The organism is Marinomonas polaris DSM 16579, from assembly GCF_900129155.1.
In the GTDB taxonomy this organism is placed as follows: Bacteria; Pseudomonadota; Gammaproteobacteria; order Pseudomonadales; family Marinomonadaceae; genus Marinomonas; species Marinomonas polaris.
In genome coordinates this window covers 1-26,101 of record NZ_FQVF01000030.1, presented here as the reverse complement: position 1 = coordinate 26,101, position 26,101 = coordinate 1, and the positions used below count along the sequence as shown (strand labels likewise).

The 26,101-nt window shown below is 46.5% G+C and carries 29 protein-coding genes; 8 read left to right on the top strand and 21 right to left on the bottom strand.

Annotated features, from left to right (window positions below):
- The first annotated feature begins 72 nt into the window (after positions 1–72).
- The 6 genes from BUA59_RS22290 (at position 73) to BUA59_RS22265 (ending at position 4,065) form a co-directional block, all read left to right on the top strand.
- The gene (locus tag BUA59_RS22290; RefSeq protein ID WP_072842248.1) at positions 73–912 is read left to right on the top strand and encodes a PRC-barrel domain-containing protein; all 840 of its coding nucleotides are present in this window, start codon (positions 73–75) and stop codon (positions 910–912) included.
- Positions 909–2,528, top strand: a complete 1,620-nt coding sequence (locus BUA59_RS22285; protein WP_072842246.1) for a bifunctional ADP-dependent NAD(P)H-hydrate dehydratase/NAD(P)H-hydrate epimerase — start codon at positions 909–911, stop codon at positions 2,526–2,528. Before BUA59_RS22290 ends, BUA59_RS22285 begins: the two co-directional genes overlap by 4 nt.
- Before the next feature lie 79 nt (positions 2,529–2,607).
- Complete coding sequence (locus tag BUA59_RS22280; protein ID WP_072842244.1) at positions 2,608–2,841, top strand: DnaJ domain-containing protein; 234 nt, start codon at positions 2,608–2,610, stop codon at positions 2,839–2,841.
- A 108-nt stretch (positions 2,842–2,949) separates the two neighbouring features.
- Positions 2,950–3,300, top strand: a complete 351-nt coding sequence (locus BUA59_RS22275; protein WP_072842242.1) for an ElaB/YgaM/YqjD family protein — start codon at positions 2,950–2,952, stop codon at positions 3,298–3,300.
- Positions 3,301–3,418: 118 nt separating this feature from the next.
- Positions 3,419–3,790: a phage holin family protein gene (locus tag BUA59_RS22270; protein ID WP_072842240.1), complete on the top strand. Its 372-nt coding sequence runs from the start codon at positions 3,419–3,421 to the stop codon at positions 3,788–3,790.
- Positions 3,787–4,065, top strand: a complete 279-nt coding sequence (locus tag BUA59_RS22265) for a hypothetical protein (RefSeq protein WP_072842238.1) — start codon at positions 3,787–3,789, stop codon at positions 4,063–4,065. Before BUA59_RS22270 ends, BUA59_RS22265 begins: the two co-directional genes overlap by 4 nt.
- An 18-nt stretch (positions 4,066–4,083) precedes the next feature.
- Here BUA59_RS22265 and BUA59_RS22260 read toward each other — a convergent pair whose 3' ends face one another.
- From BUA59_RS22260 to BUA59_RS22170, 20 genes are all read right to left on the bottom strand, one after another.
- Positions 4,084–4,872: a Crp/Fnr family transcriptional regulator gene (locus BUA59_RS22260; RefSeq protein WP_072842236.1), complete on the bottom strand. Its 789-nt coding sequence runs from the start codon at positions 4,870–4,872 to the stop codon at positions 4,084–4,086.
- 304 nt (positions 4,873–5,176) lie between these two features.
- Positions 5,177–6,064, bottom strand: a complete 888-nt coding sequence (locus tag BUA59_RS22255) for a F0F1 ATP synthase subunit gamma (RefSeq protein ID WP_072842234.1) — start codon at positions 6,062–6,064, stop codon at positions 5,177–5,179.
- Positions 6,061–7,599 (bottom strand): alternate F1F0 ATPase, F1 subunit alpha, encoded by a 1,539-nt coding sequence (locus BUA59_RS22250; RefSeq protein WP_072842233.1) that lies wholly within the window; start codon positions 7,597–7,599, stop codon positions 6,061–6,063. Before BUA59_RS22250 ends, BUA59_RS22255 begins: the two co-directional genes overlap by 4 nt.
- On the bottom strand, positions 7,596–8,408 hold the full coding sequence (locus BUA59_RS22245) for a F0F1 ATP synthase subunit B family protein (RefSeq protein ID WP_072842231.1): 813 nt from the start codon (positions 8,406–8,408) through the stop codon (positions 7,596–7,598). The genes BUA59_RS22250 and BUA59_RS22245 overlap by 4 nt, the downstream gene beginning before the upstream one ends.
- A 3-nt stretch (positions 8,409–8,411) precedes the next feature.
- Complete coding sequence (locus tag BUA59_RS22240; protein WP_072842229.1) at positions 8,412–8,693, bottom strand: F0F1 ATP synthase subunit C; 282 nt, start codon at positions 8,691–8,693, stop codon at positions 8,412–8,414.
- A gap of 61 nt (positions 8,694–8,754) precedes the next feature.
- Positions 8,755–9,450: a F0F1 ATP synthase subunit A gene (locus BUA59_RS22235; protein ID WP_072842227.1), complete on the bottom strand. Its 696-nt coding sequence runs from the start codon at positions 9,448–9,450 to the stop codon at positions 8,755–8,757.
- Positions 9,450–9,803: an ATP synthase subunit I gene (locus BUA59_RS22230; RefSeq protein ID WP_072842225.1), complete on the bottom strand. Its 354-nt coding sequence runs from the start codon at positions 9,801–9,803 to the stop codon at positions 9,450–9,452. Before BUA59_RS22230 ends, BUA59_RS22235 begins: the two co-directional genes overlap by 1 nt.
- Positions 9,793–10,197: an AtpZ/AtpI family protein gene (locus BUA59_RS22225; RefSeq protein ID WP_072842223.1), complete on the bottom strand. Its 405-nt coding sequence runs from the start codon at positions 10,195–10,197 to the stop codon at positions 9,793–9,795. The genes BUA59_RS22230 and BUA59_RS22225 overlap by 11 nt, the downstream gene beginning before the upstream one ends.
- Positions 10,194–10,610, bottom strand: coding sequence for a F0F1 ATP synthase subunit epsilon (locus BUA59_RS22220; RefSeq protein WP_072842221.1), 417 nt, complete (start codon positions 10,608–10,610; stop codon positions 10,194–10,196). The genes BUA59_RS22225 and BUA59_RS22220 overlap by 4 nt, the downstream gene beginning before the upstream one ends.
- On the bottom strand, positions 10,585–12,057 hold the full coding sequence (gene atpD / locus BUA59_RS22215) for a F0F1 ATP synthase subunit beta (RefSeq protein ID WP_072842219.1): 1,473 nt from the start codon (positions 12,055–12,057) through the stop codon (positions 10,585–10,587). Before atpD ends, BUA59_RS22220 begins: the two co-directional genes overlap by 26 nt.
- A 224-nt stretch (positions 12,058–12,281) precedes the next feature.
- Positions 12,282–13,022, bottom strand: a complete 741-nt coding sequence (locus BUA59_RS22210; protein ID WP_198432113.1) for an ABC transporter ATP-binding protein — start codon at positions 13,020–13,022, stop codon at positions 12,282–12,284.
- A complete protein-coding gene (locus BUA59_RS24060) occupies positions 13,015–13,176 on the bottom strand; it encodes a hypothetical protein (RefSeq protein ID WP_217653771.1) in 162 nt (53 codons plus the stop codon). Before BUA59_RS24060 ends, BUA59_RS22210 begins: the two co-directional genes overlap by 8 nt.
- Positions 13,163–14,341: an ABC transporter permease gene (locus tag BUA59_RS22205; RefSeq protein WP_217653770.1), complete on the bottom strand. Its 1,179-nt coding sequence runs from the start codon at positions 14,339–14,341 to the stop codon at positions 13,163–13,165. Before BUA59_RS22205 ends, BUA59_RS24060 begins: the two co-directional genes overlap by 14 nt.
- The gene (locus BUA59_RS22200) at positions 14,338–15,633 is read right to left on the bottom strand and encodes an efflux RND transporter periplasmic adaptor subunit (RefSeq protein WP_072842217.1); all 1,296 of its coding nucleotides are present in this window, start codon (positions 15,631–15,633) and stop codon (positions 14,338–14,340) included. The genes BUA59_RS22205 and BUA59_RS22200 overlap by 4 nt, the downstream gene beginning before the upstream one ends.
- Before the next feature lie 3 nt (positions 15,634–15,636).
- Positions 15,637–17,799 (bottom strand): transketolase, encoded by a 2,163-nt coding sequence (gene tkt, locus BUA59_RS22195; protein ID WP_217653769.1) that lies wholly within the window; start codon positions 17,797–17,799, stop codon positions 15,637–15,639.
- A gap of 23 nt (positions 17,800–17,822) precedes the next feature.
- The gene (gene tal, locus BUA59_RS22190) at positions 17,823–19,001 is read right to left on the bottom strand and encodes a transaldolase (RefSeq protein ID WP_072842215.1); all 1,179 of its coding nucleotides are present in this window, start codon (positions 18,999–19,001) and stop codon (positions 17,823–17,825) included.
- A complete protein-coding gene (locus BUA59_RS22185) occupies positions 18,998–19,714 on the bottom strand; it encodes an HAD family hydrolase (protein WP_084122652.1) in 717 nt (238 codons plus the stop codon). Before BUA59_RS22185 ends, tal begins: the two co-directional genes overlap by 4 nt.
- Positions 19,714–20,793, bottom strand: coding sequence for a class I fructose-bisphosphate aldolase (locus BUA59_RS22180; protein ID WP_072842213.1), 1,080 nt, complete (start codon positions 20,791–20,793; stop codon positions 19,714–19,716). Before BUA59_RS22180 ends, BUA59_RS22185 begins: the two co-directional genes overlap by 1 nt.
- Positions 20,786–23,179, bottom strand: coding sequence for a phosphoketolase family protein (locus BUA59_RS22175; protein ID WP_245813226.1), 2,394 nt, complete (start codon positions 23,177–23,179; stop codon positions 20,786–20,788). The genes BUA59_RS22180 and BUA59_RS22175 overlap by 8 nt, the downstream gene beginning before the upstream one ends.
- 16 nt (positions 23,180–23,195) lie before the next feature.
- Positions 23,196–23,420, bottom strand: coding sequence for an SHOCT domain-containing protein (locus BUA59_RS22170; RefSeq protein ID WP_072842211.1), 225 nt, complete (start codon positions 23,418–23,420; stop codon positions 23,196–23,198).
- 287 nt (positions 23,421–23,707) lie between these two features.
- Between BUA59_RS22170 and BUA59_RS22165 the strand changes: the two genes are divergently transcribed.
- The gene (locus tag BUA59_RS22165) at positions 23,708–24,559 is read left to right on the top strand and encodes an endonuclease I family protein (RefSeq protein WP_072842209.1); all 852 of its coding nucleotides are present in this window, start codon (positions 23,708–23,710) and stop codon (positions 24,557–24,559) included.
- Between the two features lie 632 nt (positions 24,560–25,191).
- Here the strand turns inward: BUA59_RS22165 and BUA59_RS22160 are convergent.
- The gene (locus BUA59_RS22160) at positions 25,192–25,503 is read right to left on the bottom strand and encodes a DUF2695 domain-containing protein (RefSeq protein ID WP_072842207.1); all 312 of its coding nucleotides are present in this window, start codon (positions 25,501–25,503) and stop codon (positions 25,192–25,194) included.
- A gap of 318 nt (positions 25,504–25,821) precedes the next feature.
- On the opposite strand from BUA59_RS22160, the gene BUA59_RS22155 reads away from it, so the two are divergent.
- On the top strand, positions 25,822–26,101 hold a 280-nt coding region (locus tag BUA59_RS22155; RefSeq protein ID WP_139248932.1), incomplete at its 3' end, for a transposase.

The window sequence follows — 26,101 nt, the reverse complement described above, 5'->3', positions numbered from 1 at the left end:
TAACGCCCTTCCCTCGGTTAACGCCGAGGGATTCTTTATTACAAGCTACCTAATTTAAAGGGATAACTTCTTATGCTACGCAGCATGAACGATTTAGAAAAATACACCATTGCTGCCAGCGACGGTCATGTGGGTATGGTAAAGGACGTTTTGTTTGATGACTTAACGTGGGTGGTCCGCTATTTCGTAGTGGAAACAGGTCTTTGGCTGATGCATCGTAAAGTTCTTATCTCTCCGATTTCTATTCAAAAACCCAACCGCTGGGAGCATATCCTTCCGGTGTTAATTACCACAGACCAAGTAAAAAACAGCCCAAAAATCGACACAGACCAACCTGTTTCACGTCAGCATGAAATGGATTATCTGGGGTTTTATGGCTATCCAAATTATTGGGGCGGCACGGGGCTATGGGCTGGTGGTATGTACCCTTATTTGATGTATCCGGGCTATATCGATTCGCTCAATGGAGACGAAGAAATCCACAAGGCAGAAGTGGCTCATCAAGCCGTTTATGACGCAGAAAACCAAGAAAACCATCAAAACAAAGACCCTAATTTGCGTAGTTGCCAAGCCATCATCGATTATCACGTACACGCGAAAGATGGCGACATTGGCCATATCGCTGAAATATTAGTAGAAGAAAATACCTGGGCGGTGCGCTATTTGGTAATCAATACCAGCAATTGGTGGGGAGGACATCAAGTACTGATTTCACCAGAATGGATCAAAGACATTGATTGGTTAGACGAATCCCTCACTATCGATCTAACGCGTCAGTTGATTAAAGACTCACCAGAATACGACTCAACCGAACAGATTAATCGACACCAAGAAGCGGAAATGTACGAGCATTATGGGCTAACCGGTTATTGGGCCCGTGCACCAAAAGCCAATCTGGTGGCACAACAATGAAACGTTTAACGATTCCTCAACCCGGCCATTGGGAATCCGGCTTAGACTCACAACGCGGGCAGTCTGATCGTCTGCCACACGCCCTTCTCAACAGGGTTCAAATGACCGAAGTTGACCGATTAACCATTGCCTATGGCATCAATGCAATCACTCTAATGGAAAACGCTGGCCGTCCTGTGGCAGACGCTATTATGAATCGCTGGAGCTTGCGGCCAGTATTAGTACTTTGCGGCCCCGGCAACAATGGCGGTGATGGTTTTGTCGCTGCTCGGCATTTGGCTGAAGCAAACTGGCCAGTGCGCGTCGCGTTACTCGGCACTCGTGATCAGCTTCGTGGCTCTGCGGCACATCATGCTTCTCTCTGGAATGGGCCCGTTGAAACGCTCACGCCCGATGCTCTAAACGGCGCGGAGCTGATTGTCGATGCGATATTTGGCGCGGGTCTAACTCGCCCCTTAGAAGGCGCGGTAGCCGAGACCCTTGCTGTAGCGGCGGCTAACAAACTGACCATTATAGCCGTCGATGTGCCGAGCGGATTAGTGGGCGACACTGGCGAAAATATGGGTGCTGTGCCTTGCGCCCTCACTCTAACCTGCTTTCGTAAAAAGCCCGGTCATCTGTTGCAACCGGGGAAAAGTTTGTGCGGAGAACTGGTCGTCGCCGATATAGGAACACCCGCTTCCGTGTTTGTCAGCATTCCCCCTGATACTTTTGAGAATCATCCCGCGTTATGGGCTGACGATTTGCCATTATTAAATCAACACAGCAACAAATATAGTCGAGGTCATGCGCTGGTTTGGGGCGGCTGGCCAACCACTGGCGCGGCTCGTATGGCGGCTTTGTCGGCGGCTCGTGTCGGCGCTGGACTGACAACAGTCGCGGTGGACATGAGCCAGAGTTACCTCGCTCTTTCTGTGTATGCTGCAACACTAACCAGCATCATGGTCAAGCCAATTCACCGACATCAAGACTTGGCTATACTGCTTGAAGATAAACGCATTACGGGCTTACTGATTGGTCCCGGCGCGGGTATTGGTCCCGACACCCAAGCACGAGTCTTGACCATGCTGAAGTCTGGACAGACAACCGTTCTCGATGCTGATGCGCTTACTTCATTCCAACACAAGCCAAGCGATCTGTTTGACGCGATCACCGGTCCATGTGTGCTGACGCCACACGAAGGAGAATTTACTCGCTTGTTCAAAGACGTGGTCGACTCTTCTGGTCACGACAAGCTGTCCCGCGCTCGCGCTGCAGCTAAAGCAAGCGGTGCCATCGTCATACTGAAAGGCAATGATACCGTCATCGCCGCCCCTGATGGACGCGCCATCATCAATACCAATGCACCATCAACCTTGGCAACCGCAGGATCTGGCGATCTGTTGGCAGGCATAGTGCTCGGTCTACTTACACAAGGCATGGAACCTTTTCATGCCGCTGCGGCGGCCGTTTGGTTGCACGGTGCAGCAGCAAACAACTTTGGACCAGGATTAATCGCGGAAGATTTACCCTATCGCTTACCTGCCGTCTTTAAACAACTGGCCCTGCTGATGAAACAAACAGAACGCCATTTTTCAGAAATGGAAATGACAATCGAGTTTTCTGCATCTCATTAAGGGAAATGGACAGATTCGCACAGCTCAAAAACGAACGGCTCTGTACTTTTTATTCATCTATTTTGATCGGAGACTGACCATGCAATTCAATGATTATTACAAAACCCTAGAAGTAGAACTCACCGCATCGGCGAAAGAAATCAGAGAGTCTTACCGCAAGCTTGCCCACAAATATCATCCAGATATTTCTGAGCAGTCAAATTGCGAGCCCTTGTTCAAAGAAATTACCGAAGCCTATGCCGCACTAAAATCATCAGGCAGACAATCAGGTCATGGCAGCCTTTATACACAGGCCAATTGCATCGAGCTTTAAAAACAAAGCTTGCTAAGTTCGCTGACGAACAGACCTGGGCTTTGCCTTCACTTAGTCTAGAAAACAATAGAGTAGCGTTTAACATCCACCACAAAAAAGGAATGCATAATGAAAACGTCTAAGATAGATGGTCATACTCCAGATCATAGTCAAAGCCATAACAGCACAATGGATAAAGTCTCTACTGAATTCAGTCACTTTCTGTCCGACATAGAAGATTTGGTGAAAGCCAGCACGTCTGTTACTGGCGAAGAATTGGCGCAAGTACGAGCAAAAATTAATGACTCAATCTCTGCGGCAAAAGCCTCTATAAATCACACTAGTGCAACGGTTTCTAGTGCAGCAAAAAAATCTGCTGCAGTGGCCAATACCTACGCCCATGAAAAGCCTTGGCAAGTGATTGCAGCCAGTGCCTTAGTAGGTGTTGTATTCGGTGCCTTGTTAGCGCGACGCTCTTAAACAGCTTGTCTAACACAAATAGTAGTGTTTCTCGAATAAGAGCCAGCAACATGCCATATTACGCCATATCTATGAGGTCGGAGAATGCACTGCAAAGCGCATTCAATCCGTTAAATAATTGAAGAGCCTGCAACGATTACATTCCGCCAAAGAACGTCTTATTGACCAAACCAGACTGCACTGGCGGCTGATGAAGGTAGAATGGGTGGAAGAAAAAAGACGACTCAAACAAATGTTTGCAGCAGCCTGTATTGGCTTCGCCTGTTTTATTTGTTTCTGTCTCTTCCTTGGTGTGTTTGTCGTCGCCTTATGCTGGAACACAAACTATTTAATTAGCGCGATTGCGTCGGTATGCATTCTTTACGGTGCTATTTCGTATTTTGCCTGTCGACGCTTCTTCGCCCTATTGACTCATCCAGATGGATTTTTTGCCGCAACACGCGCAGAAGTTGCCGAAGACATCGAGATAATTAAGCAAAATATTCTATGAATTATAAAGCGCTATCCAAACAAGATTTAGTCAAGCAGCGGGAGTCTTTACGTCTTGAATTAGAGGAAAATCGTCGCACTATAAAACGAATTGCCATTGATTCCGACAATACATTTCCTCGCAGCATTCTGATGCGCCTACTGACCAAAAACAATGTCGTCGACCTCGCATCAAAAGTGTCCTACATGGCGATCAGTATCAGCTTAGTAAGAACACTTTCGAGAGGAATTCGATTCATCAACACAACACGAAAGGCGTTTCATAAATCGGTATAAAAAAGCACATTATCATAGCTATTTTTTGGGCAAGGAAGACTTTTTTACCAAAGAATACACTTTCGGTAAGGAATAGGTTTTCGGCACCACATATGGCAATAAACGATCTGTTTCTGTCTTCACCACGGCGTAACATTCGCAGCTCAATTCTTCGAGTTTCGATCTGTCTAGCACAGTGATGTGACCTCGGTGATAATCGATCACCCCAAGCTTTTGCAATTTACCAGCCGCTTCGGTGACACCTTCACGGCGCACGCCTAACATATTGGCAATTAATTCTTGGGTCATGGTGAGATGGTTATCGGACAAACGATCAAGTGACAATAACAACCAGCGACACAATTGTTGGTCGATAGAGTGGTGCCGATTGCAGACAGCGGTTTGCGCCATTTGGGTGATCAAGGATTGCGTATAACGCAGCATTAATTCTAGCAGCTTACCGTGCCGATTAAATTCTTCCGTTAGCATGCTGCCTTTTAGGCGATACGCATATCCCGCGCTTTGCACCACCGCTCGGCTAGACGTACTTTCGCCACCCATAAATAAGGCGACGCCCACCAAACCTTCATTGCCCACCACAGAAATTTCGGCAGACGCGCCACTTTCCATCACGTAAAGCAAAGACACTATGGCATCGACAGGAAAGTGTACATAAGCTAATTTGTCGCCCGCTTCGTACATCACTTGCCCTAATTCCAGTTTTTCCAACTCAAGAAAAGGAAAGATACGGACTTGAACTTCCTCAGGTAAGGCGGCTAATAAGTGATTCTGTAATGGTGAAAAGGTCGTATCGATTGCATCATGCATAGGATAATTCTTAAGTATTTTTCAAGTGAAAATCAGGTCGCAACAAAGCGATAGAATGAGACCGTTTCACGAAGTCGCGAGCGAAGCCAAGACGAGGCAAAAATAGACGAAAAAGCAGAGTTTATTGGTTATAAATGAGCATTTTGAGTCTATTTTTAACAAAGTATTGGCAAGCACAGTAATCGTGCAATGATCTCAAGACATTTCTATCGTTTTGCTACTCAAAGTTCCGTGCGCTAGCGAACACACTACTCTTTATTAAAGCGTAACCTACGATTTACTCACTAAAATGTTGATCTAGGTTCTAATTCAATGCATTAAAACCCGATAACACATCCGATAATTCTTCATCAATGTCACTTTGACGCAGACGGTGAAAGGTTTTATTGAGGTTTTCTTGTATCTCATCAATGTTCTTTTCAGCTCGCTGCATGGCGGCAAGACGGCTGGCATTTTCGCTGGCAAGGGATTCCGCGCAGGCTCTAAAAAGGCTAACAAACAGATATTCACGTACAAAAGCGCGGTGTGTTTGATCCTGATCTGGCATCACTTCAACAAGATTATTACTTGGCCAATCAATAGCAACCAACTCTCGCTGCCAAGCTTCCTCCAAAGGCAAAAGCTGCTGATTCACGGGTCGAGAAATCGAATTGGCTTCGGGTTTATGATGAAACAAAAATACTTGGTCAATCAGCCCCTGATCTCGTTTTGCTTCCAGCTCAATTAAAATCTCGCCGACTAATCCAGTAATGGTGTTGATCGAATGAGGTAATTCAAAACTTTCTTCGGTCTTTAAATCCGTATCTAACAAGCGAGACTCAACTCTTTCCCCAACAGCCCAAACCATTTTATTGCCCGATAATTTTGCCAAGGAGTCGACAACAAACTCGACCATGACTTCATTAAATTGGCCAACTAAGCCTTGATCCGACCCAAATACAATCACTCCGATGGCAGGTGCGTCTTTCTGAGAGCGATTAACGATTACCTCAGGCCGTTCTAATTGTGCAGTTTGCGACAAACACGCCGATAATCCCAATTGCACGTTTCGATAATAATCATCGAGCGAATGCACAGCCTTTTCATATTGCCCAATACTCGACGACGCGATGGTTTTCATGCTGCGCACCACTGACTCTAAGTCTTGGGCGCTGGTAATTTTGTGACGCAAACTGGCAATACTGTCTGTCATGCTGGCTCACCTGAACCTGAACCTGTGTCGGTGTTAAAGGCTTCAAGCGCTTCACGCACTAGCTCAAGAATCACCGCTTTATCTTCTTCACTTAATTTATCAGTACTTTCTAAACGCTCTGCAATATCATCGGTGATATTCGCAGCAGCATCCCGAACGGCTTGCTCCGCGGCTGGCATATTGTCTAAGTCAATGTCATCAAACAAATCTGCGGTCAAAGCAACTAAAACGGCGATTTGTTCCGCCATGGACACCGGCGAGAATTCTGGCTGCTTCAAGCAAGCTCGGATGCGTCGACCATGTTCAATAATTTTCAGCGTATCATCGTCTAATCGAGCGCCAAAACGCGCGAAGGTTTCCAGTTCCTCGAATTGCGCATAAGCCAATTTAAGATCCACCGTGACACCGCGATACGCGGCTCTTTGCGCTTTACCACCCACCCGAGACACAGATTTCCCCACATCAACCGCAGGCAAAATACCCAGTTCAAATAAGGCCGGCGAAAGGTAAATTTGCCCATCGGTAATGGAGATAAGATTGGTCGGAATGTACGCCGAAATATCCTGCGCTTCGGTTTCAATAATTGGCAACGCCGTCAATGAACCGCCGCCGAGTTCCTTGCTCAGATGCGTCGCTCTTTCTAACAAACGCGAATGAATATAAAAAATGTCGCCGGGGAAGGCTTCTCGTCCTGGTGGACGACGCAACAACAAAGACAATTCACGATAAGCTCGAGCATGGTGCGTCAAATCATCGTAGACAATCAGCACATCACGACCCTGTTCCATAAAATATTCCGCGATACTGGTCGCCGCATAAGGTGCAACATAGGCTAAGCCCGGTGGCTCGTTGCCTTCTGTCACAACCACGACTGTGTATTCCATCGCACCTTGTTCGCGCAAAGTGGCAATAACCTTGGCAACTCCAGACGCGCGTTGACCAATAGCACAATAGACACACAAGACGTTTTTGCCGCGCTGATTGAGAATCGTGTCCATGGCAATCGCCGTCTTGCCAGTTTGTCGGTCACCAAGAATCAATTCTCGCTGCCCACGCCCGACTGGTATCAAGGCATCAATTACCTTAATGCCCGTTTGCAACGGCACACTCACGCCAGCTCGATCCATAATGGCTGGCGAAGGTCGTTCGATTGGTAAGCGCTCGGTAGTCGCCAGATTGCCCTTGCCATCCAAAGGTTTACCGATTGGATTGATAATGCGACCAACCAAGCCATCGCCAACCGGCACATCGACCACGTGACCAAGTCGTTCGACTTCATCACCAGCTTGCAAATGCCAGTACTCGCCAAGCAATACCACGCCAATTTCGTCTTCATCGACATTAAACGCGATGCCATAAATATCACCGGGAAAAAGCAATAACTCGTCGTAGCCAACATTAGGCAAGCCAGATACCTTGGCAATCCCCGTGGCCACACTGGTAATCTTACCGATTTCCCGTGGTGACAAAGCGGGTTCGAACGATTCCCGAGCCTGTTTTAAATCAGCAAATAACCCGTCAAACATCGACATCATGAAGCCTGCTCTTGGCTTTTCTCAAGCTCAGGGCTTTCGTCTTGAACAGCATTATGAGAAAGCATCACGTCATTGACTCGCTTAGTCAGCGTAGTCAGGTAATCAGCGATGCTCCAACCAATTTTCTGACCGTGGGAATCGATCTCAATCCCGCTGATCAAATTAGCATCCGTGGCAAATTCAATAACAACACCATCGCCCAATAAGCCATGTAACGCCTTGGTAATCTGGGTGATTTGTTTTTTAGGCAAATCAAACGCCGTATGCACGATTAATGCTTCGGTCGAATCTTGAAAAGCCGATTGCAAATTGGCCTTTTCAGCGTCCGCTAATGCATCTAAACGCTTCACAAAAACATCTGCTATACTGGCTTCCAAACTGGTGCCAGCCATATCACTAAGCGCTTTACGGACGATGGCAAACACTTCTTCTCGTGCTCGCTGGCTTAGGGAATCTTTCAAGCTCAATTGTTCGTTTTTAAGCGCCAATTCCAATTTACTGCGCAGCGCGTCAGACTCTTGTCGAACCGATTCCAACAAACGTGCTCGCTCGGTTTTCGCTTCTTCGCCTACTATGTTCATCTTCGCCGTACGTTGTTGGTCGAATTCCGTGTTCTTTTGTTGGAATTCCTCGCGCTGCTGATCAGCCTCGGCTCTTTTGCTATCAGCGTCGGCTAGCTCATCAGCAATGCGTTTTTCACGAGCGTCAATCGTGTTCAAAATAGGACGATACAAGAAGTGTTTCAGCAACCAAACTAGGACCAGAAAATTAATCAGTTGCGCAATGATGGTGAACCAATCGATTAGCATGATTTATTGGCCTGCAGTTTGGGCTATGACATGATTCCAAAAAGGATTAGCAAACAACAAAATCATCGAGACCACAAAACAATAAATCGCGGTGGATTCGATCATCGCCAAACCCACAAACAAGGTTCGCGTAATCGTCGCAGAGGCATCAGGTTGCTGAGCCAATGACGTTAACGCCGTCGCCACCGCCTTACCTTCCCCAAGTGAAGGCCCTAAAACACCGATGGCAATCGTTAGTCCTGCCGTAATGATAGAAACCATTGCAATCATTGTCATGCTGTCCATAGTTACTCCGTAAATGTTCATAAGGTTTAATCAAATAAAAAGTTAAAATTAAAGCTCAAAGCTAACTTGTCTCAGTGCTTTGGACTTCTGTTTTTGAGGAGCTTGTAGCCGCTGCGATGTAGACAGTGGCTAGAATGAAAAAGATATAAGCCTGAACAATGCCAGTAAGCAAACCAAGCACTGTCATCACAATCGGAAATAAGAACGGGGTAATGGTGAGCAGTATCGCGATGATCATCGCGCCACTCATCATGTTACCGAATAGTCGCACCGCCAGTGCTAAGGTCCGCGACACTTCGCTAATAATATTGAACGGCAGCATAATAATAGTCGGCTGAGTATAGGAAGACAGATATCCGCCCAAGCCAGTTTCCTGAATACCAAACAGCGGCACAGCAACTAACACACACAGAGCTAACGCCGCCGTAGTGGAAAGCGAACCTGTCGGTGGTTCAAAACCAGGAATAATGGTGCCAAGAGCAGACACGGCGATAAACAAAAATAAGGTTCCCAGAAAACCGATGTATTTTTGTGGTTGGCTTAAACCTACTTCTTCAATTTGTTTGTTAATGGTGATCACCACCACTTCTAGGGCATTTTGCCAGCGGGAGCGCTGCAAATTGTTAGATAAGTTTCGAGTGATCAGAATCGATCCAACCACCAGCACTAACATTACCAACCAAGTAAACACAATGGTGGCATTGAGCTTTAAAAAGCCCAATTGCCAATAAATAATTAGATCTGGTGTCAGGTTCATTAGCGCTCTTCTGCTTGAGAATGTTTTTCTTTAAGGGTATGAATCGGCTTGATAATGACTGGGTTGTCTTTCAAACGAACCAGTCGCGTCGCGAACAAACGCAAGATTATGAAGCCAAGTAAACCTAACAGTAATTTTTGCCAGTCATTGCCCAGAAACACATAAAAACTAACCATCACGACGCTGATGCGAAACAGCATACTGAACAAGAATAAAGGTGCGACCACGCGACTAGAACCCAGTCGGCGTACTGTCCACCACAACCCAGCAAAATAAAAAACCCCTAATAGCATGCCAACAAACACGGCATAGGCAACGCCACCCCAAAAGTTGTCACCAAAATCAATTAACATTATCGTTGTCCTCAGGTTGGTGAATGTCTTTGTCTTCTTTTTGCACCCAATGCCAAGCATTGAAGCAGCCCAAACACAGGCCAACGACTAGCAAGGCCAGCGTCCATGAACGATCACTTGGGTAAGCACTATCCAACCAAATACCCAGCGCCGCACCAAGCACAGTAGGAATAGCAATCGACCATCCAACCAATCCCATCATCCCTAAGCCAGACCAGACAGTTCTAGTCACGTGTCGCTGAGCTTTTAGCTTGCGAGCGGCGACTGAGCCAACTTGCTTGCTGTAGTTGTTTTTCGGTTTGCGATCTAAAGAGCGATCTAGTTTGCGGTCTACTTTTCGATCTAGATAACGGTCCGTTTTGAGCGTGCTTTTGTCTTCATCATCGTCTTTCATGACAAACTCGCATCCTGCTTAAACGCGACCAAACGCTGAACAAAACCGCTTTCCATCTTAGTCAATGCCGAACGTAGTTTCTGCTGCTGTTCGTCAAGCTGCAGAAACTCTTCTTCTACTGCAATACGCAATTCATTTAAGCCCATACCACTCATGGCATTGCGCACGGAAATACGCACTTCCGCTCCGGTTTTCACCAATACGCCTTCATCAACAGCGATGTAAGCTTCTTCCTTGCCTTCAACTTCCACTACTAAAATGCCCGCAGACAAGGACGCCACACAATCCAATCGATTCGGCAAAATGCCAAACGCTCCTTGTGGTGTAGTCGCCACGATTCGCAGCACTTTTTGTTCTTCGCTAAATACTTTATGAGGCAGTAAAACCTTAAGCGTCATGTAGGCTTGTGGCATCTTCGCCCTCCTCGGCTTTTGGTTTATCTTCTGCGGCTTTTTTGCTTTTTTCATGGGCTTCGTCAATCGCACCAATCATGTAAAGCGCGCTTTCCGGATAGTCTTCAAATTCATCCTGTAAGATTCGCTCGCAGCCATCTAAAGCATCATCAAGACTGACCAATTTGCCAGACATACCAGTAAACTGCTCAGTGGTAAAAAAGGGCTGAGTAAGAAACCGCTCTAAGCGGCGAGCACGTCCGACAACTTTGCGGTCTTCGGGCGATAGCTGCTCCATGCCGAGCATGGCGATAATGTCTTTTAACTCGCTGTATTGCGCCAAGGTGCGACGAATCTCTTGCGCGAGATCGTAATGGCGTTTACCAGTAATGCTTGGCGTCGCCATTTTAGAACTGGACTGCAAAGGATCAATAGCGGGATAAAGCCCTTCGCTGGCGCGCTTACGGGATAAAACGATGGAAGCAGAAAGGTGAGAAAAGGTATGCACGGCGGCAGGATCTGTAAAATCATCGGCAGGCACATACACCGCCTGAATCGAGGTAATCGCACCACTGCCGGTATTGGCAATACGCTCTTCAAGTTGAGACAACTCAGTGCCCATGGTTGGTTGATACCCCAAACGCGCTGGCATTTGCCCCATCAAACCAGACACTTCCATGCCCGCCTGAATAAAACGAAAAATATTATCCATCAGCAACAAGACATCACGATGTTCGTCATCACGGAAATATTCCGCCATGGTCAAGGCGGCATGACCAACGCGAAAACGTGCGCCCGGTGGTTCGTTCATTTGACCAAACATCATCACCATGTTGTCCAGCACACCCGCTTCTTTCATCTCGCGATAAAGCTCTTCGCCTTCTCGGCAACGCTCTCCGATGCCGCAAAATATACTTACGCCAGCATGTTGGCCGACCATATTATGAATCATTTCGGTCAGCAAGACAGTTTTGCCCACGCCAGCGCCGCCGAACAAGCCGGCTTTACCACCGCGCTCTAACGGCATTAAGACATCAATCACCTTGATGCCGGTTTCGAATACTTCGGTTTTGGTGGAACGTCTTGCTAACGGTGGTGGTTCATTATGAACCGAGCGCCATTCGACGTCGGTCGGCGCGTCTTTTTTGTCAATGGCGTTGCCGAACACATCAAACATGCGCGACAAAATCCCCTTGCCTACTGGTGTCTGCAACGGCTTGCCTGTGTCTTCCACTTTCATACCACGAGCAAGACCTTGGGTTGGCGTTAAGGCAATACCGCGCACCCGCTGATCATCCAATTGGGAAAACACTTCAATGGCAATGCTATTGTCTTTACCAGTACGTAATAAAGAGCGAATCGGTGGTAACTGATTGTCTGACGATATACTGTCAAAGTGGATATCCACAACACTGCCCCGAATCGAAATCACAGTGCCTGTGTTTTGAAATGTTCTTCCTGATTCCATAGCCTTCGATTACTCCCAGTAATGACTTTAATAAGCGCACGACACCTCAGCACTACTAAAGGATGAGCCGACACAGTGCTATTAACAATGATCTATGACAGCCTTTTCCACTTTCACTTTACTTTCTCTTAATCGGTCATAGAGGATTGCGATTGTCAGCGTAATAAAAACAAGCGATAAACTCTGTGCACTAGCGAACATATGCGTCGTTTAACTCGCCATATTTAGCTAACAACTTTGTCATCAACCTCCTTGTCATCTACTACTTTGCCATCCACTACCTTAATGGTTTTATCACAGCGCGCGGCTAAGCTTGGATCATGTGTCACAAATAGCACCGTCATACCTTGTTCTCGGCTGACTTTACGCAGTAGTTCAAATACTGCATCGGCGCTTTTGGTGTCGAGGTTGCCTGTGGGTTCATCGGCGAGTAATAAGGCGGGATTCATGGCAAGTGCTCGCGCTAAGGCAACGCGCTGTTGTTGTCCACCGGATAATTGATAAGCGGGCTGATCGCGCCAAGGCGTTAAGCCAACACTATCGAGCAACATAGCAGCACGTTCGGTCATCTCTTTATTGGGAAATTCTGCTTCACCCAACAACGGCATCATGACATTTTCAAGCGCACTAAACGCACTCAATAAATTATGAAATTGAAACACAAACCCTATGTTATGACCGCGCACGCGAGTCAATGCATGATCATCCATGCGCGTGGTTTCTTCACCACAAATTGACAAGCTTCCTTCGGTTGGGCGATCCAATAATCCAACAATATTGAGCAAGGTACTTTTGCCCGAGCCAGACGGACCAACCACGGCGCAAAACTCTCCACGTTTGAGGATTAAATCAATGCCATGCAGTATTTCCACTTCATTCGGTAGACCTGTGTTAAACGACTTACGAACATTCTGCATTTTCAGGACGACGTCATTTGTATTGTGTTTAGCTTCTAATTTATCCACGAATTGCCACCACCGGATCAAGTCGTGCCGCGCTTAAAGCAGGAACGAAAGCAGAAATTAAGCCAGTTAAGGTTGCCAACAACAAAGCACCAATAAATAAGCTAGGCTCTAAACTCAAGGAAAATAGCGGCGAACCATCTTCACCTGTTAGCATTTGCATCCAGATCAATAATCCACCCCCTCCCATCGCAGAACCAATAATAGAACCGCACAAACCCAACAGCCCACCTTGCAGTACCAATAATAGAACCGCACAAACCCAACAGCCCACCTTGCAGTAAAAAGGTACGCAGGATTTGTCCTCGAGTGATTCCCATGGCACGCAAAATGCCAATCTCTCGGGATTTTTGCACTACCGACACAACCAAAACGCTAGCAATGCCTAAGGCAACCGACAGCGCGACAAACAAGCGAATAACAGTGTTTGAGCTTTGTTGTGCGCCCAACGAAGTAAATAACTGGGCATTGTTTTTTATCCAGCTGTCGGCTTGCACACCAGTTGAAGCTTCGATGCGCTGAGCAATCGTTTCTGCGGCATAAATGTCTTTGACATTGACATCCAACACAGAAACACTGCCAACCATGCCTAATAAACTTTGTGCTGTGCGCAAAGCAACATAGGTGGTTTGTGAGTTGGCCGTTTTATTACCGAAATCAAAAATACCCGTTATGGTAAGCGTGTTGTCAGCACCAGTTGCCATGGTAACGCGGATTTTGTCGCCTAAACTGACGCCCAAATCACTTGCTAGTTCGATGCCGATTAAAATATCTGATCCGGTTAAGTCCATCGTGCCACTGACCATTTTGTCGGTCATATCAATAATCTGGAAATAGAGATCTGGCTTCACCCCATTAATAGAAATGGCTTGACTGGTATTGCCTCGCACCACTAAAGCAGAACCCTTGGCGGCGGGAGACACCACCAATACATCAGGTATCTCCGAGATTTGCACCATGATACTTTGCCATTGATCAATACTGTCAATGCGTTGCAAAGGCGTCTGAATAATCGCACCTTCCACAACCGCACCTACCGCTAAAGTGCTGTTACTGCTGCGAAGCGGTCGCACCGTTTCTTTAGCAGGCTGTAATTGAATATGCGCTTGACCACTCAGAACACTTTTGGTGATATTAGATTGCAAGCCAGCCATCAATGCAGACATAAAGACAATCACCGCCACACCTAAGGCAACGCCACTGATAATAAAAGCTGTTTGAGTACGCCCTTCACCCAAAAAACGCAAGGCGACAATCCATTCAAACGGCTGCCAACTGGGTAAGGTTTTTAACTCGCTCGCTTCTAACGCTTTCTCGCTCATAGCGAATCAGCTTGCAGCAATGGACGAATGCGATCGCCATCGGTAACGGTGACCGAACTCACTGGAACAACTTGATCACCAGCGCTTAATCCTGTTAACACTTCACTCATGCCATCACTGCGCAAACCAAGAGTGACGACTTGTCGATGGACTTGTTTGCCATCCAGTTTTAACACCCAAGGCGCGACCGAATTGACATCATGAACCGCAGCACTGGAAACAAGCACGGCATCGCTGCGACTCGCCACTTTTATGTCCACAGAGACCGTCATGTCTTGGCGCAAATAGTCTGGTGGTTCAGGGACTTGCAGCTTCACTTCCACGGAACCTCGATCAGAGTCTATTCCCGGATTGATATAAACCAGTTGGGCACTAAAAAGCTGATCTGGATAAGCATCAGCAGAAGCTAATGCTGATTGATTTAATGCAAGTAGATGAAGATTTTTTTCTTCGATTTGCACGACCATTTGTGTTTCGCCAGATGGAGAAAGCTGCATTAGCGTTTCGCCAGGTTGAACTACATCACCTGGCTCCACATTGCGTGCAATCAACACACCGTCCACAGGCGCTTTTAATGTGGTGTAAGCCAATTTAGCTTGAGCTAATTCAAGGCCGGCCTGAGCTTGCTCAAGGCTCGCTTCATCTAGTGCTACTTGGCTGCCATTAGTTTGTAAACTAATCATTTTTGATTGCAAACTACTGACCTTACTACGAGTAACTTTTTCGGCACGCACTGCTTCATCCAGACTGGATTGGCTAATCAAATGTTTTTTCAATAAACTTTGACTGCGTTCCAGATCTTGCAAGGCTGCCATTTGATTGGCTTTGGCTTCTTCTACTTCTTGCTCTGCCATGGGAGCTTCTACTTCGTGTAATTGACGAAGTTCTGCTTTTGCTAACAGCACAGCAGCCTTGGCTTGGCTTACCGCCGCATGCAACTCACTAGATTCCAATTCAACAAGTGGCATATTCACTTCAACCCTTTGCCCCTCATTAACAGGAACCGCTCTCACTGTACCGGTAATTTGTACGCCAATATCAACGCGATGTGGCGCTTCTACACGACCACTGGCCACAACGGTTTGTACAAAATCACGCTGAACAACGATTTCAAGCAGGACTCTTGGCCCCAACATAAATCGTACTCCTGCCGTTATTGCCAAGACTAAAATAGCGATAACCAGCAAAACAATGCCGATATGTTTATGAGTTAAACCAAAGATCTTTGAGGTGACAGTTGACCCATCTGCTTCCGGCTCGCTGGTATTTTTAGAATCGCTTGTACTGGTCATGCTCTATTCCAAGTTTTTTAAAGAAGTTAACGTGCTTTTATGATGACTCGATGAACCAGCATGACGAGCAATTTGTGCCTTTGCGGACTTAATAATATGAGCAGGATCAAAACCAAAGTGCTGTTCAACCACTTTACGCGGTGCCGACAAGCCAAAGGTTTGCATGCCAATGATTGTTCCTGCATAACCAGTGTAACGTTCCCAACCAAAGGTAGAGCCTTCTTCCACGGCAACTCGTGCTTGAACCGCTGGCGGCAAAATTTGATCTTTGTATTCCTGCAACTGGCTTTCGAATAATTCCCACGATGGCATGCTGACCACGCGAGCTTTAATGCCTTCGATTTTTAACTGTTCGTACGCAGCAACACAGAGCGACACTTCACTGCCCGTTGCTAATAACAAAACATCTGGCTTGCCATCTTTCGCATCGGCAACAATATAAGCGCCAAAAGCCAAACCACTGGCGCTACCATATTTAGCGCGATCCAGCGTCGGCAACGCTTGGCGAGTTAACACCAGACACGCTGGCATATGATTATTAGCCATAATAACGCGCCATGCTTCGACAACTTCATTCGCATCTGCTGGCCGCAATACCAAGATTCCCGGCATAGCTCGCATCGCAGCAAGGTGTTCAACGGGCTGATGTGTTGGGCCGTCTTCGCCCATGCTGATTGAATCATGAGTCCAGATCGAAATCAGCGGCAGCTCCATCATTGCGCTGAGCCGAAGCGCTGCACGACAATAATCGGTAAAGACAAAAAAGCTCGCCACATAAGGTCGTAGTTTTGACAAAGCAAGACCATTGCCGATAGCGCACATGGCATGTTCACGCACACCAAAATGGAAGTTTCGTCCAGCGTAATTGTCCGCTTGAAAATAGTCAGAACTGGTTGGTTTTCCGGCCTTCAATTCTCCAATTTGTCTCATGCTACCATTGGATTCAAAAGACAATTCCGTCTTGGTAGAAGGCGACAAATCTGCCGAGCCACCCAGCAACCAAGGCACTCGTTGAGCAATGGTATTAAGAACCAGCCCTGAGGATTCACGTGTCGAGATGTCTTTGCCGTCCGCTGTGAATGTAGGCAAGCCAAAGTCCCAAGCTTGAGGAAGATGCGTTTGCTGCATCTGAGTAATTTGCCCGGCCAATTCGGGGTATTGATAATGATAAGCCGCAAAGGTTTTTTGCCATTCAGCATGAGTTTTCACACCACGTTGACCGAAATTCGCTGCAAAATAATCGACAACTCCGGCAGCTACATCAAATTGGGATTCTGGATCAGCACCATAAAATTCTTTGGCAAGATGTACTTCTTCTACCCCAAGTGGTTCACCATGGGCCTTCGCCGTATCTTGTTTATGGGGCGCACCATAACCAATATGACTCTGTACAATGATCAGAGTCGGACGATCTTCTGTATCAATAAACGCCTGATACGCCGCGCTTAGTTGCGTTAAATCATTGGCGTCGCTCACCCGCACCACATTCCAACCGTAAGCCTTGAAACGTGCCGCCACATCTTCACTAAAAGTGATCTCAATGGAACCTTCGATACTGATGTGATTGGCGTCGTAGATCCAACACAAATTCGATAATTTCAAGTGCCCAGCCAAGGAAGCGGCTTCACTGCTGATGCCTTCCATCATGTCGCCATCGCCACACAAGGCATACACATTATGGTCGAACAAGGTGTAATCGGGGCGATTATAGGTCGCCGCCTGCCAGCGTTCAGCAATTGACATACCAACACTTGTCGCCAAGCCTTGTCCAAGCGGCCCTGTGGTGGTTTCCACGCCGCTGGTCCAGCCATGCTCTGGATGACCAGTACAACGACTGCCAAGTTGGCGGAACTGTTTTAGATCTTCCATGGTGACCGCTAAGCGCTCGCCAGCAGGATAACTCGCTGCCTTTGCTTTCACTCCGGTCAAGTGCAATAAACTATACAACAAGGCGCAGGCGTGACCGGATGACAACACAAATCGATCTCGATTCAGCCACTCAGGATCTTTTGGATCAAAACGAAGAAAACGCTGCCACAAACAATACGCCGTTGGCGCGGCGTCCATTGGCGTGCCGGGATGCCCCGATTTGGCTTTTTGCACGGCATCGATAGACAGAGTACGCAGCGTATTAATAGCAAGCTGGTCGAGCATTAACTGTTTCACTTTGGCTGACTCCTAAAAAATCGTTAAAAAGGCGCTTCGTCGTTTTCTGATTTGCTATTTTTTGACGTACTGGTTTTTACTTGCTGACTTTTTTGCTCTATGACTGCCAATAAATCGTTCCAAGACTGAATAAAAGCGTCTGCGCCCTCTTGTTGGAGCTGATCAGCCAATGCGCCAACATCGATGCCTTCTACGGCGAATTCCAACAGCTTGCTTTCAGCATCAACACCATCAATCGACATCACGCTAGACAAGGCGCCGTCTTTCGAGAAGCTTAGTAATGTCTTTTCTGGAATCGTATTAATGGTGTGTGGCGCAGCGAGTGCTGAGACGTAATAAGAGTCAGAAATCGTTGGATCTTTGCTGCCTGTGCTGGCCCAAAGTAAGCGTTGTGATTGAGCACCAGCCGCCTTTAGCGATTGCCAGTGTGGCGCTGCTAGCAGTTCACAATAGGTCTTGTAAGCCTGTTGGGCGATTGCGATACCAAGACGATTACGCAGATTAGATGAAACCTTGTCATTAACGGCAACATCCCAACGACTGATAAACAACGAAGCAACCGAGCCAACTTTTGGATCAAGTCCTTTTGCAATTCGGCGCTCGATGCCTCGCATGTAAGCCTCGGCCGCGGCGAGATATTGCTCGCTGGAAAACAGCAAGGTCACGTTAACGGGAACACCCGCAAAAATCGTTTCTTCAATGGCCGCTAAGCCTGCTGGAGTACCGGGAATTTTGATAAACAAATTGGAGCGTTTAGCGCGTTTATGCAAATCCACCGCCGCCGCAACTGTACCAGCAGTATTGTTCACCAAAAGTGGTGAGACTTCTAACGAGACCCAACCGTCCATTCCATCGGTGTTATCAAAGATGGGGCGTAATAAATCCGCCGCACGAGTTAAATCTTCCAGCGCTAATTCGAAAAACAGCGCTTCACCCGATAGACCATTGGCAGCTTTTTCTGCGATAGCTTGGTTATAGTTATCACCGTCTTTTATTGCTTTGTCGAAAATGGTCGGATTCGATGTTAGTCCTGTCACACTCAGATGATCAATATAGTGCTGCAAAGTGCCGCTGTTTAGCAGCTCGCGAGTAATGTTATCGAGCCAGATACTTTGACCTAGCATGTGCAATTGCTTGGTCGCACTTATGCTTTCAGATAAAAAGTCATCTTCAAAAGGATTGCTGTCTTTTATAGGTTTCATAATTCCTCCAATGACGCAGAACGAATGTCTGCTGCGCCAAGACCAATACAAAAATCGTGATGAATCAGCTCGCCGATGTGTTCAATAGTGACATCGGCAGCTGGATAAGGATGTGCCTTTTCTGGATCGTGAGCGTAATGACCTTGCCTTGGAAAAACCGTAGTAAGCCGGCTTCCCCAAACGCGTTTCATGGCGGTCAAAATACGCAATTTATCGTCTACCATGACATAACGCTGGGCTGGATAATGTTGCTCGACCGCATCGAGCATGGTTTCTTTGTGGATATAAATTAACACCTGACCATCCACTGCTTCCCATAACCCTGAACACTTGATTTTGCGCGGCTGCAGGACGGCTTCTCCATCGGTCAAAATGACGGTTTTGCCTAGGGTTTGCAGATGTTTAATGAGTGCCAATGCATCGGCATAAAGCCGATCCACAAACGGATAATCAAGAAAGAACTCAGCGATTAAGAGCCCTCGAGCATCATCAAGATGTTCAAGTCGATACTGTTGCAGCGCGCCTAGATAATCCGCATAACCGCGTTCTGTGCGTAACGTTTCGAATATCACCCAATAACGAGCGCTGTTTTCCTCGCCGATTTCACGAATTAAAAACGCTTTTAATTCCACCAAAATATGGTCGTTGTCGAGCAAGGTGTTATCAACATCCAGCAGAAAAACAATCTCGTCTGTTGCGCTACTATCCACCATTAGTTAGCAGCAGCGGAATATTCGCCGCGGCGCGCTGCTTTATCGTTGGCCGCTCCTTGCTGCAAGACTTTTTGTGCTGCCTCAACATTGTCATCTTGCCCGAGCCAAACTTCTAACGCGGGCAGTTCAATCGCGCGAGAAAATGAAAACGTCAGTGCCCATGGCAAACGGGATTTGTATCGGCTATTCATGGCATTTAAACGTGCCGAGGCCATTTCGGGCGTTTGTCCACCGGATAAAAAAGCAATGCCCGGCACCGCCGCAGGAACAGTACGCAACAAACAACTCACCGTCATATCGGCAACTGTCTCGACACTTTCCTGTACAGGACATAGCAATCCGGGCAACACCATGCTGGGTTTTAACAGCAAACCTTCCAGCAAAACACCTTGCTCATTCAAGTGTTGGAAAACCGCCTGTAAGACAGATTCCGTCACTTGCGCACATTGTTGTAAGGTGTGACTGCCATTAATCATCACTTCAGGCTCGACAATCGGCACCAGCCCCGCTTCTTGGCATAAGGCCGCATAACGCGCGAGAGCATGAGCATTGGCTTCAATACAGGCTATAGATGGCGTGACTCTATTGATAACCCTTGTTTGAATAGCGTCGACATCAATGCTGAATACCGCCCGCCATTTTGCGAAGCGCGCGCCCATCAGGGCATAAGCTTCCAACCGTTCACGTAAACCGTCCAAGCCTTCGGTGACTTTTTCGCCCGGATGCCCAGCCATATCTACTGCGCCAGCATCTACTTTGATACCGGGAATAATGCCCGCGTCAATCAGTACATTTATGAAGGGCGTGCCATCTTGAGTATGTTGATGAATGGTTTCATCGAACAAAATCGCACCGCTGATGCTATCGCTTAATCTTGGTGTGGTGACAATCAATTCTCGGTAAGCACGTCGCATCTCTAAGCTTTGCGCTATACCCAATTTGGCAAAGCGGCGATTGCACGTCGCCACACTTTCGTCCATCGCGAGCAAGCCTTTATCATCAGCCATCAAGCGCTTTGCGGTTTCTAGTAAGTGACTTGTAGAACCGATTGCTTGGCTAGATGAGCCCGAATCATTCATCCTTATCGCTCCATTTCCAATCACGAATTTCCGGCATATCGACACCGTATTGGTTGATGTACTGACGGTGCTCAATCAGTTTTTCACTCAACATGCGTTTCAGTTCGACGCCTTTCACGCCGGTTTGCGGTAGTCGGTCAATCACATCAATCACGAGATGAAAACGATCCATGTCATTAAGCACTGTCATATCAAACGCTGTAGTGATCGTGCCTTCTTCTTTGTAACCACGAACATGGATATTGCGATGATTGGTACGGCGATAAGTTAATTTATGAATGAGCGATGGATAAGCATGAAAGGCAAAAATCACCGGTTTATTTTCGGTAAACAAAAGATCAAACTCGGCATCATTCAAACCATGTGGATGCTCGGTTTGAGGCTGCAGCTTCATTAAATCCACTACGTTCACCACACGAATATTCAACGTGGGTAAATGCTTTCGCAAAATAGATACAGCCGCTAAGGTTTCTAGCGTTGGTACATCGCCACAACAAGCCATCACGATATCTGTTTCGGCATGATTACTTAACTCGGTATCGTTACTTGCCCAATCCCAAATGCCAATGCCTGCCGCACAATGTTTGACCGCTGCGTCCATGTCCAACCATTGCGGCGCTGGATGCTTTCCGGCAATAACAACATTGACGTAATGCTTGCTGCGCAAACAATGATCCATTACTGAAAGCAAACAGTTAGCATCAGGTGGTAAATAGACTCGTACGATTTCAGCTTTTTTATTTACCACATGATCGATAAAGCCCGGATCTTGATGAGTAAAGCCATTGTGATCCTGACGCCAAACATGAGACGCCAATAAATAATTGAGAGAGGCGATCTTAGGTCGCCAAGACAAACCAGCGGTGACTTTTAGCCATTTCGCGTGCTGGTTAAACATGGAATCAACGATATGAATAAAAGCTTCGTAGCAATTAAATAAGCCGTGTCGGCCAGTCAGTAAATAGCCTTCTAGCCAGCCCTGACACTGGTGTTCGCTAAGCATTTCCATCACGCGACCATTGGGAGCTAGGTATTCGTCATTAATTTTTGTGGTCGCTTCCCATTGTCGATTAGTGGTTTCGAACACCGCCTCAAGCCCATTAGAAATGGTTTCATCTGGGCCAAATACTCGAAAGTTCTCTTGGTTAAGCTTAATCACATCTCGCACAAATGGCCCGAGCACATGAGTATCACCAACACCGCGCACGCCGTGTTTCGGCACCGCACAAGCGTAATCACGAAAATCTGGCATTTGTAAGGATTTCAGTAGCAATCCACCGTTGGCATGAGGGTTCGCTCCCATGCGACGTTCACCTTTTGGCGCCAGTTCGGCTAGCTCTGGTAACAAACGACCCAGACTATCGAATAATTCTTGAGGGCGATAACTGCGCAACCATTCTTCGATTAATGGCAGGTGTTCTGGTTTCGATTCTGGATTAGATATTGGCACTTGATGAGCATGAAAAGTGCCTTCGATCTGCACGCCATCGACTATCTTAGGGCCCGTCCAGCCTTTTGGAGATTTTAGAATAATCATCGGCCAACGGGGACGTTCAAATACTCTATTTTCTTGGGCGTTCAATTTGATCGCCTTGATTTCCCGTACCGCAAAGTCGAGCGCTGTCGCCATAGCTTTATGCATATAGTCAGGATCACTGCCTTCGACAAAAATTGGATGCCAACCATAACCACGAAATAGCTGCTCTAGCTCTTGGTGACTGATTCGAGCCAGAACAGTTGGATTCGCGATCTTGTAGCCATTCAAATGCAAAATGGGCAAAACCACACCATCGGTATTAGGATTTAGAAACTTATTAGAATGCCAAGCGGTCGCCAAAGGCCCTGTTTCAGCTTCGCCATCACCCACCACACAGGCAGCGATTAATTCTGGATTATCAAATACCGCACCAAAGGCGTGACTTAATGAATAACCCAATTCTCCACCTTCATGGATGGAACCGGGACATTCGGGTGACGCATGGCTGGGAATGCCACCGGGAAAAGAAAACTGTTTGAACAGCTTTTGTAGGCCGACTGTGTCTTGACTTATATCAGGATAAATCTCGCTGTAACTGCCTTCCAAATACGTATTTGCCACCACGGCAGGACCACCATGACCGGGGCCAGAGATATAAATCATGCTTAAATCGTATTGTTTAATAATGCGATTCAAATGCACGTAGATAAAATTCTGTCCGGGGGTCGTGCCCCAGTGACCAAGCAAGATACGTTTTATATCAGCCAAGACCAAGGGCCGAGTCAAAAGCGGGTTGTCATGAAGATAAATTTGACCAACCGACAAGTAATTACTCGCTCGCCAATATCGATCCATTAAGCCTAATTGATCCGGTGCTAGTGCTGCGGTTTGCATCGTAGTTTTTGGCACAGTGATATGCTCCCTACTATTTGCTGGCTATTTCTTTTTTGATACGAGAAAACTCTGCTTGCTCGATATCACCACGAGCATAGCGCTCATTTAATATATCCAGAGCCGTTTTTTGAGTTTGTGCAAAGTAACGTCGATTAGATCGATAGCTGTAACCCCAATGCCCAAAACTAGAAATCAGCAAAAACCAAAAACCAATCCACAGCACCCAGCCCCAACCGTTCCAATATTCGTGATACATACAAATCTCCATGTCAAAACGTCGAAAATCAGGTGACTTTCAAACAAACTCGATAGTTCACTCTATAACGATAGGAAGACGAGATTCTGTGCGGTAACGAACGTTTAAAAATTCATCATCAAAGATAGAAGAAAAAGCTCATTTAATATGATCAAGATCAAGTCTTTACGTAGAACACACATTTTCTAACAAATCCTTTCAAAACCTTTCAAATCCTTTCAAATCCCCAGAATCTAAACACCCTGCACTTCCCTACAATTCTCGCATTATCCAAATGAGGTCTTGTTATGTGGCGCAAAGCGTTTGTTTTTCTTATGTTTTTTTCGGCATATGCGTCGGCGGGTTATTACGATGGTACAGAAGAGTTAACAGGCGATGCGCTCAAAGCAAAACTGCACAGCATCATTGATGGTCAAAAACCTCTGAAGTACACACAAAGTGGAAATACCGATTGGTACGACGGTAAGAATATCGACGTGTGGGAAGCACTGGTTTACACCGATTCCGCCTGCCCAGATGACAAACCAAAATGCGGCCTAGTGCAAATGCTTTACCTAGATGACGTGAGAAACATCAACCAAGCAAACCGAGGCAAAAGCAAAGACGATGCGTGGGACAGAGAACACGTTTGGCCAAAATCCCGCGGCTTTGCTAAACAAAGCCAAGACGGCTACACAGACCTTCATCACCTGCGCCCTGCTGACCGCAACCTAAACGGCGCGCACAGCAACTATGGCTATGGCATGGGCGGCGAAGCGATTTACGATGAGCTAGCTAACGGCAGCAAAGTATTGTCTGGCGCCTACCTAGATAAAAACAAAGAATCCTTCGAACCAACCGACCACGCCAAGGGCCAAATCGCCCGTATGGTCTTCTACATGGCTGCTCGATACGAAGCTGGCGACGACGCATCACCAGAAAACATGCCCGACCTAATCATAACCAAAGGCAATGACAAACAAAGCGGCCAACCCAGCATCGGCGACCTTTGTACACTCGTAGCGTGGAACGACAAATTCCCCGTCACCGCCTTTGAAAAACGCCGTAACGACCGAGTACAACAACTACAAGGAAATCGAAATCCGTTTATAGATCATCCAGAATTTGTGGATGGGATATGGGGGAAAGACTGCTCATAAAAAATTATGAATGGGTTCATAGGAAACATTTCTACTGCTAATTTTCATCTGAACCCAAATTCTATAAGTGTGTCTAGGGTGACGCTGGTGCCTTGGCGTTGGCTTTTAATGAGATCGTCTTGTTGGGCGGTGGTTGGATTGTCTTAGCTTTGGCGTAGTTTTTGGGTCAATGAAGATTAGGCGCTATTTTTTTATTTGCTCCAAAATTATTAACTGGGTTTGAAGGCTAGTTATCCTGTTGAGCTCTTATCTCAATTTCGTTTTGCACCAAGGGCAGGAGTAGGGATTAAGAGCCCAGCTATTCGTTCTGATTAATTTGCCTTTAATAGTTATTGTGCCGAATTGTGATTTATCACAAGAGGGACATTTATTTAAAGTTAACTGAGCGCCTATAGCCATAATGATAGCGAGAAAAGCAACCACAAATATTAGAGGTTTTTCATTGTCAGTGAATAATGAAACTAGACTACAAACAAAGAAAACAAAAAACTAGTTGGAATAATTTTAATAAATACAGCTCTTCTAACCTGATATTCTCTTACGGTATCCATATATTCTCTCTATACAGCTCATGTCCAAAGCAGCGGCGCACGTTAGTGCGTCCAGCCATCTAGTGGCGTTGCTTTGTCTTGTTATGAGTTTTCGTCAAGATGCCACCCTACAATTTCACCAACGTCATCGTAGACGTTGTATATAACCTCACAATCACAGAACCCACCATGCTCACCTAGCCATGGAACAATGACCTCAGGATTCAATTTTCGTGACTCAATGAATTCAATTGATTCCTTTAGTGTGTGGTCACACTCAGGAGCTGATTCACGGTTTAAGAAAGAGAGAAGATCTTTAAGGTTGTCGATACTCATTGGTATAGATGCGCGAATTTCATCTTGCTCATTATTCTTGTACTGAGCCTTTAACTTTTTCTTTTGATCTTTATCCATATCCATGCCAGTTTAATAGTGATGCTTGTTTAGTCTACAGCCTGTTATTTCTAGGCTATAAATCTTTATCTACTAATACTAAAAGACTTTCTTATTTACCACCAGTGCAAATCAAGCCAGATTTTAGGAATTCAAACAACCTCACTCGCGACAACAGAACACCTATACCCTGCTTTGCAGTCGCCGCGTGCGGTGACTTTGTCTATGGACCAGTTTTCCGGTGGGAAGGTGTCGCTTAGGATGAATGTAGTGGCATAGTTAATTTGGCCACCTGATTAGGGATGTTAAGATGCATCTCAGAACTAGACAGGTGACTATATGAAAAATCGTACAAGACGCACTTTTAGTACAGAGTTCAAACTTGAAGCTGCGCAATTGGTGACAGAGCAAGGCTATTCAATTATCGAAGCAGCTAAGGCTATGAACGTCAGCAAATCTGCAATGGACCGATGGGTTCGACAACTAAAACAAGAGTATCAAGGTATTACCCCAAAAGCGTCTCCACTCACGCCAGAGCAAATTGAGATTCGTGAGCTCAAGAAGAAAATATCCAACCTTGAGGAACACAATGATATTTTAAAAAAGGCTACCGCTCTCT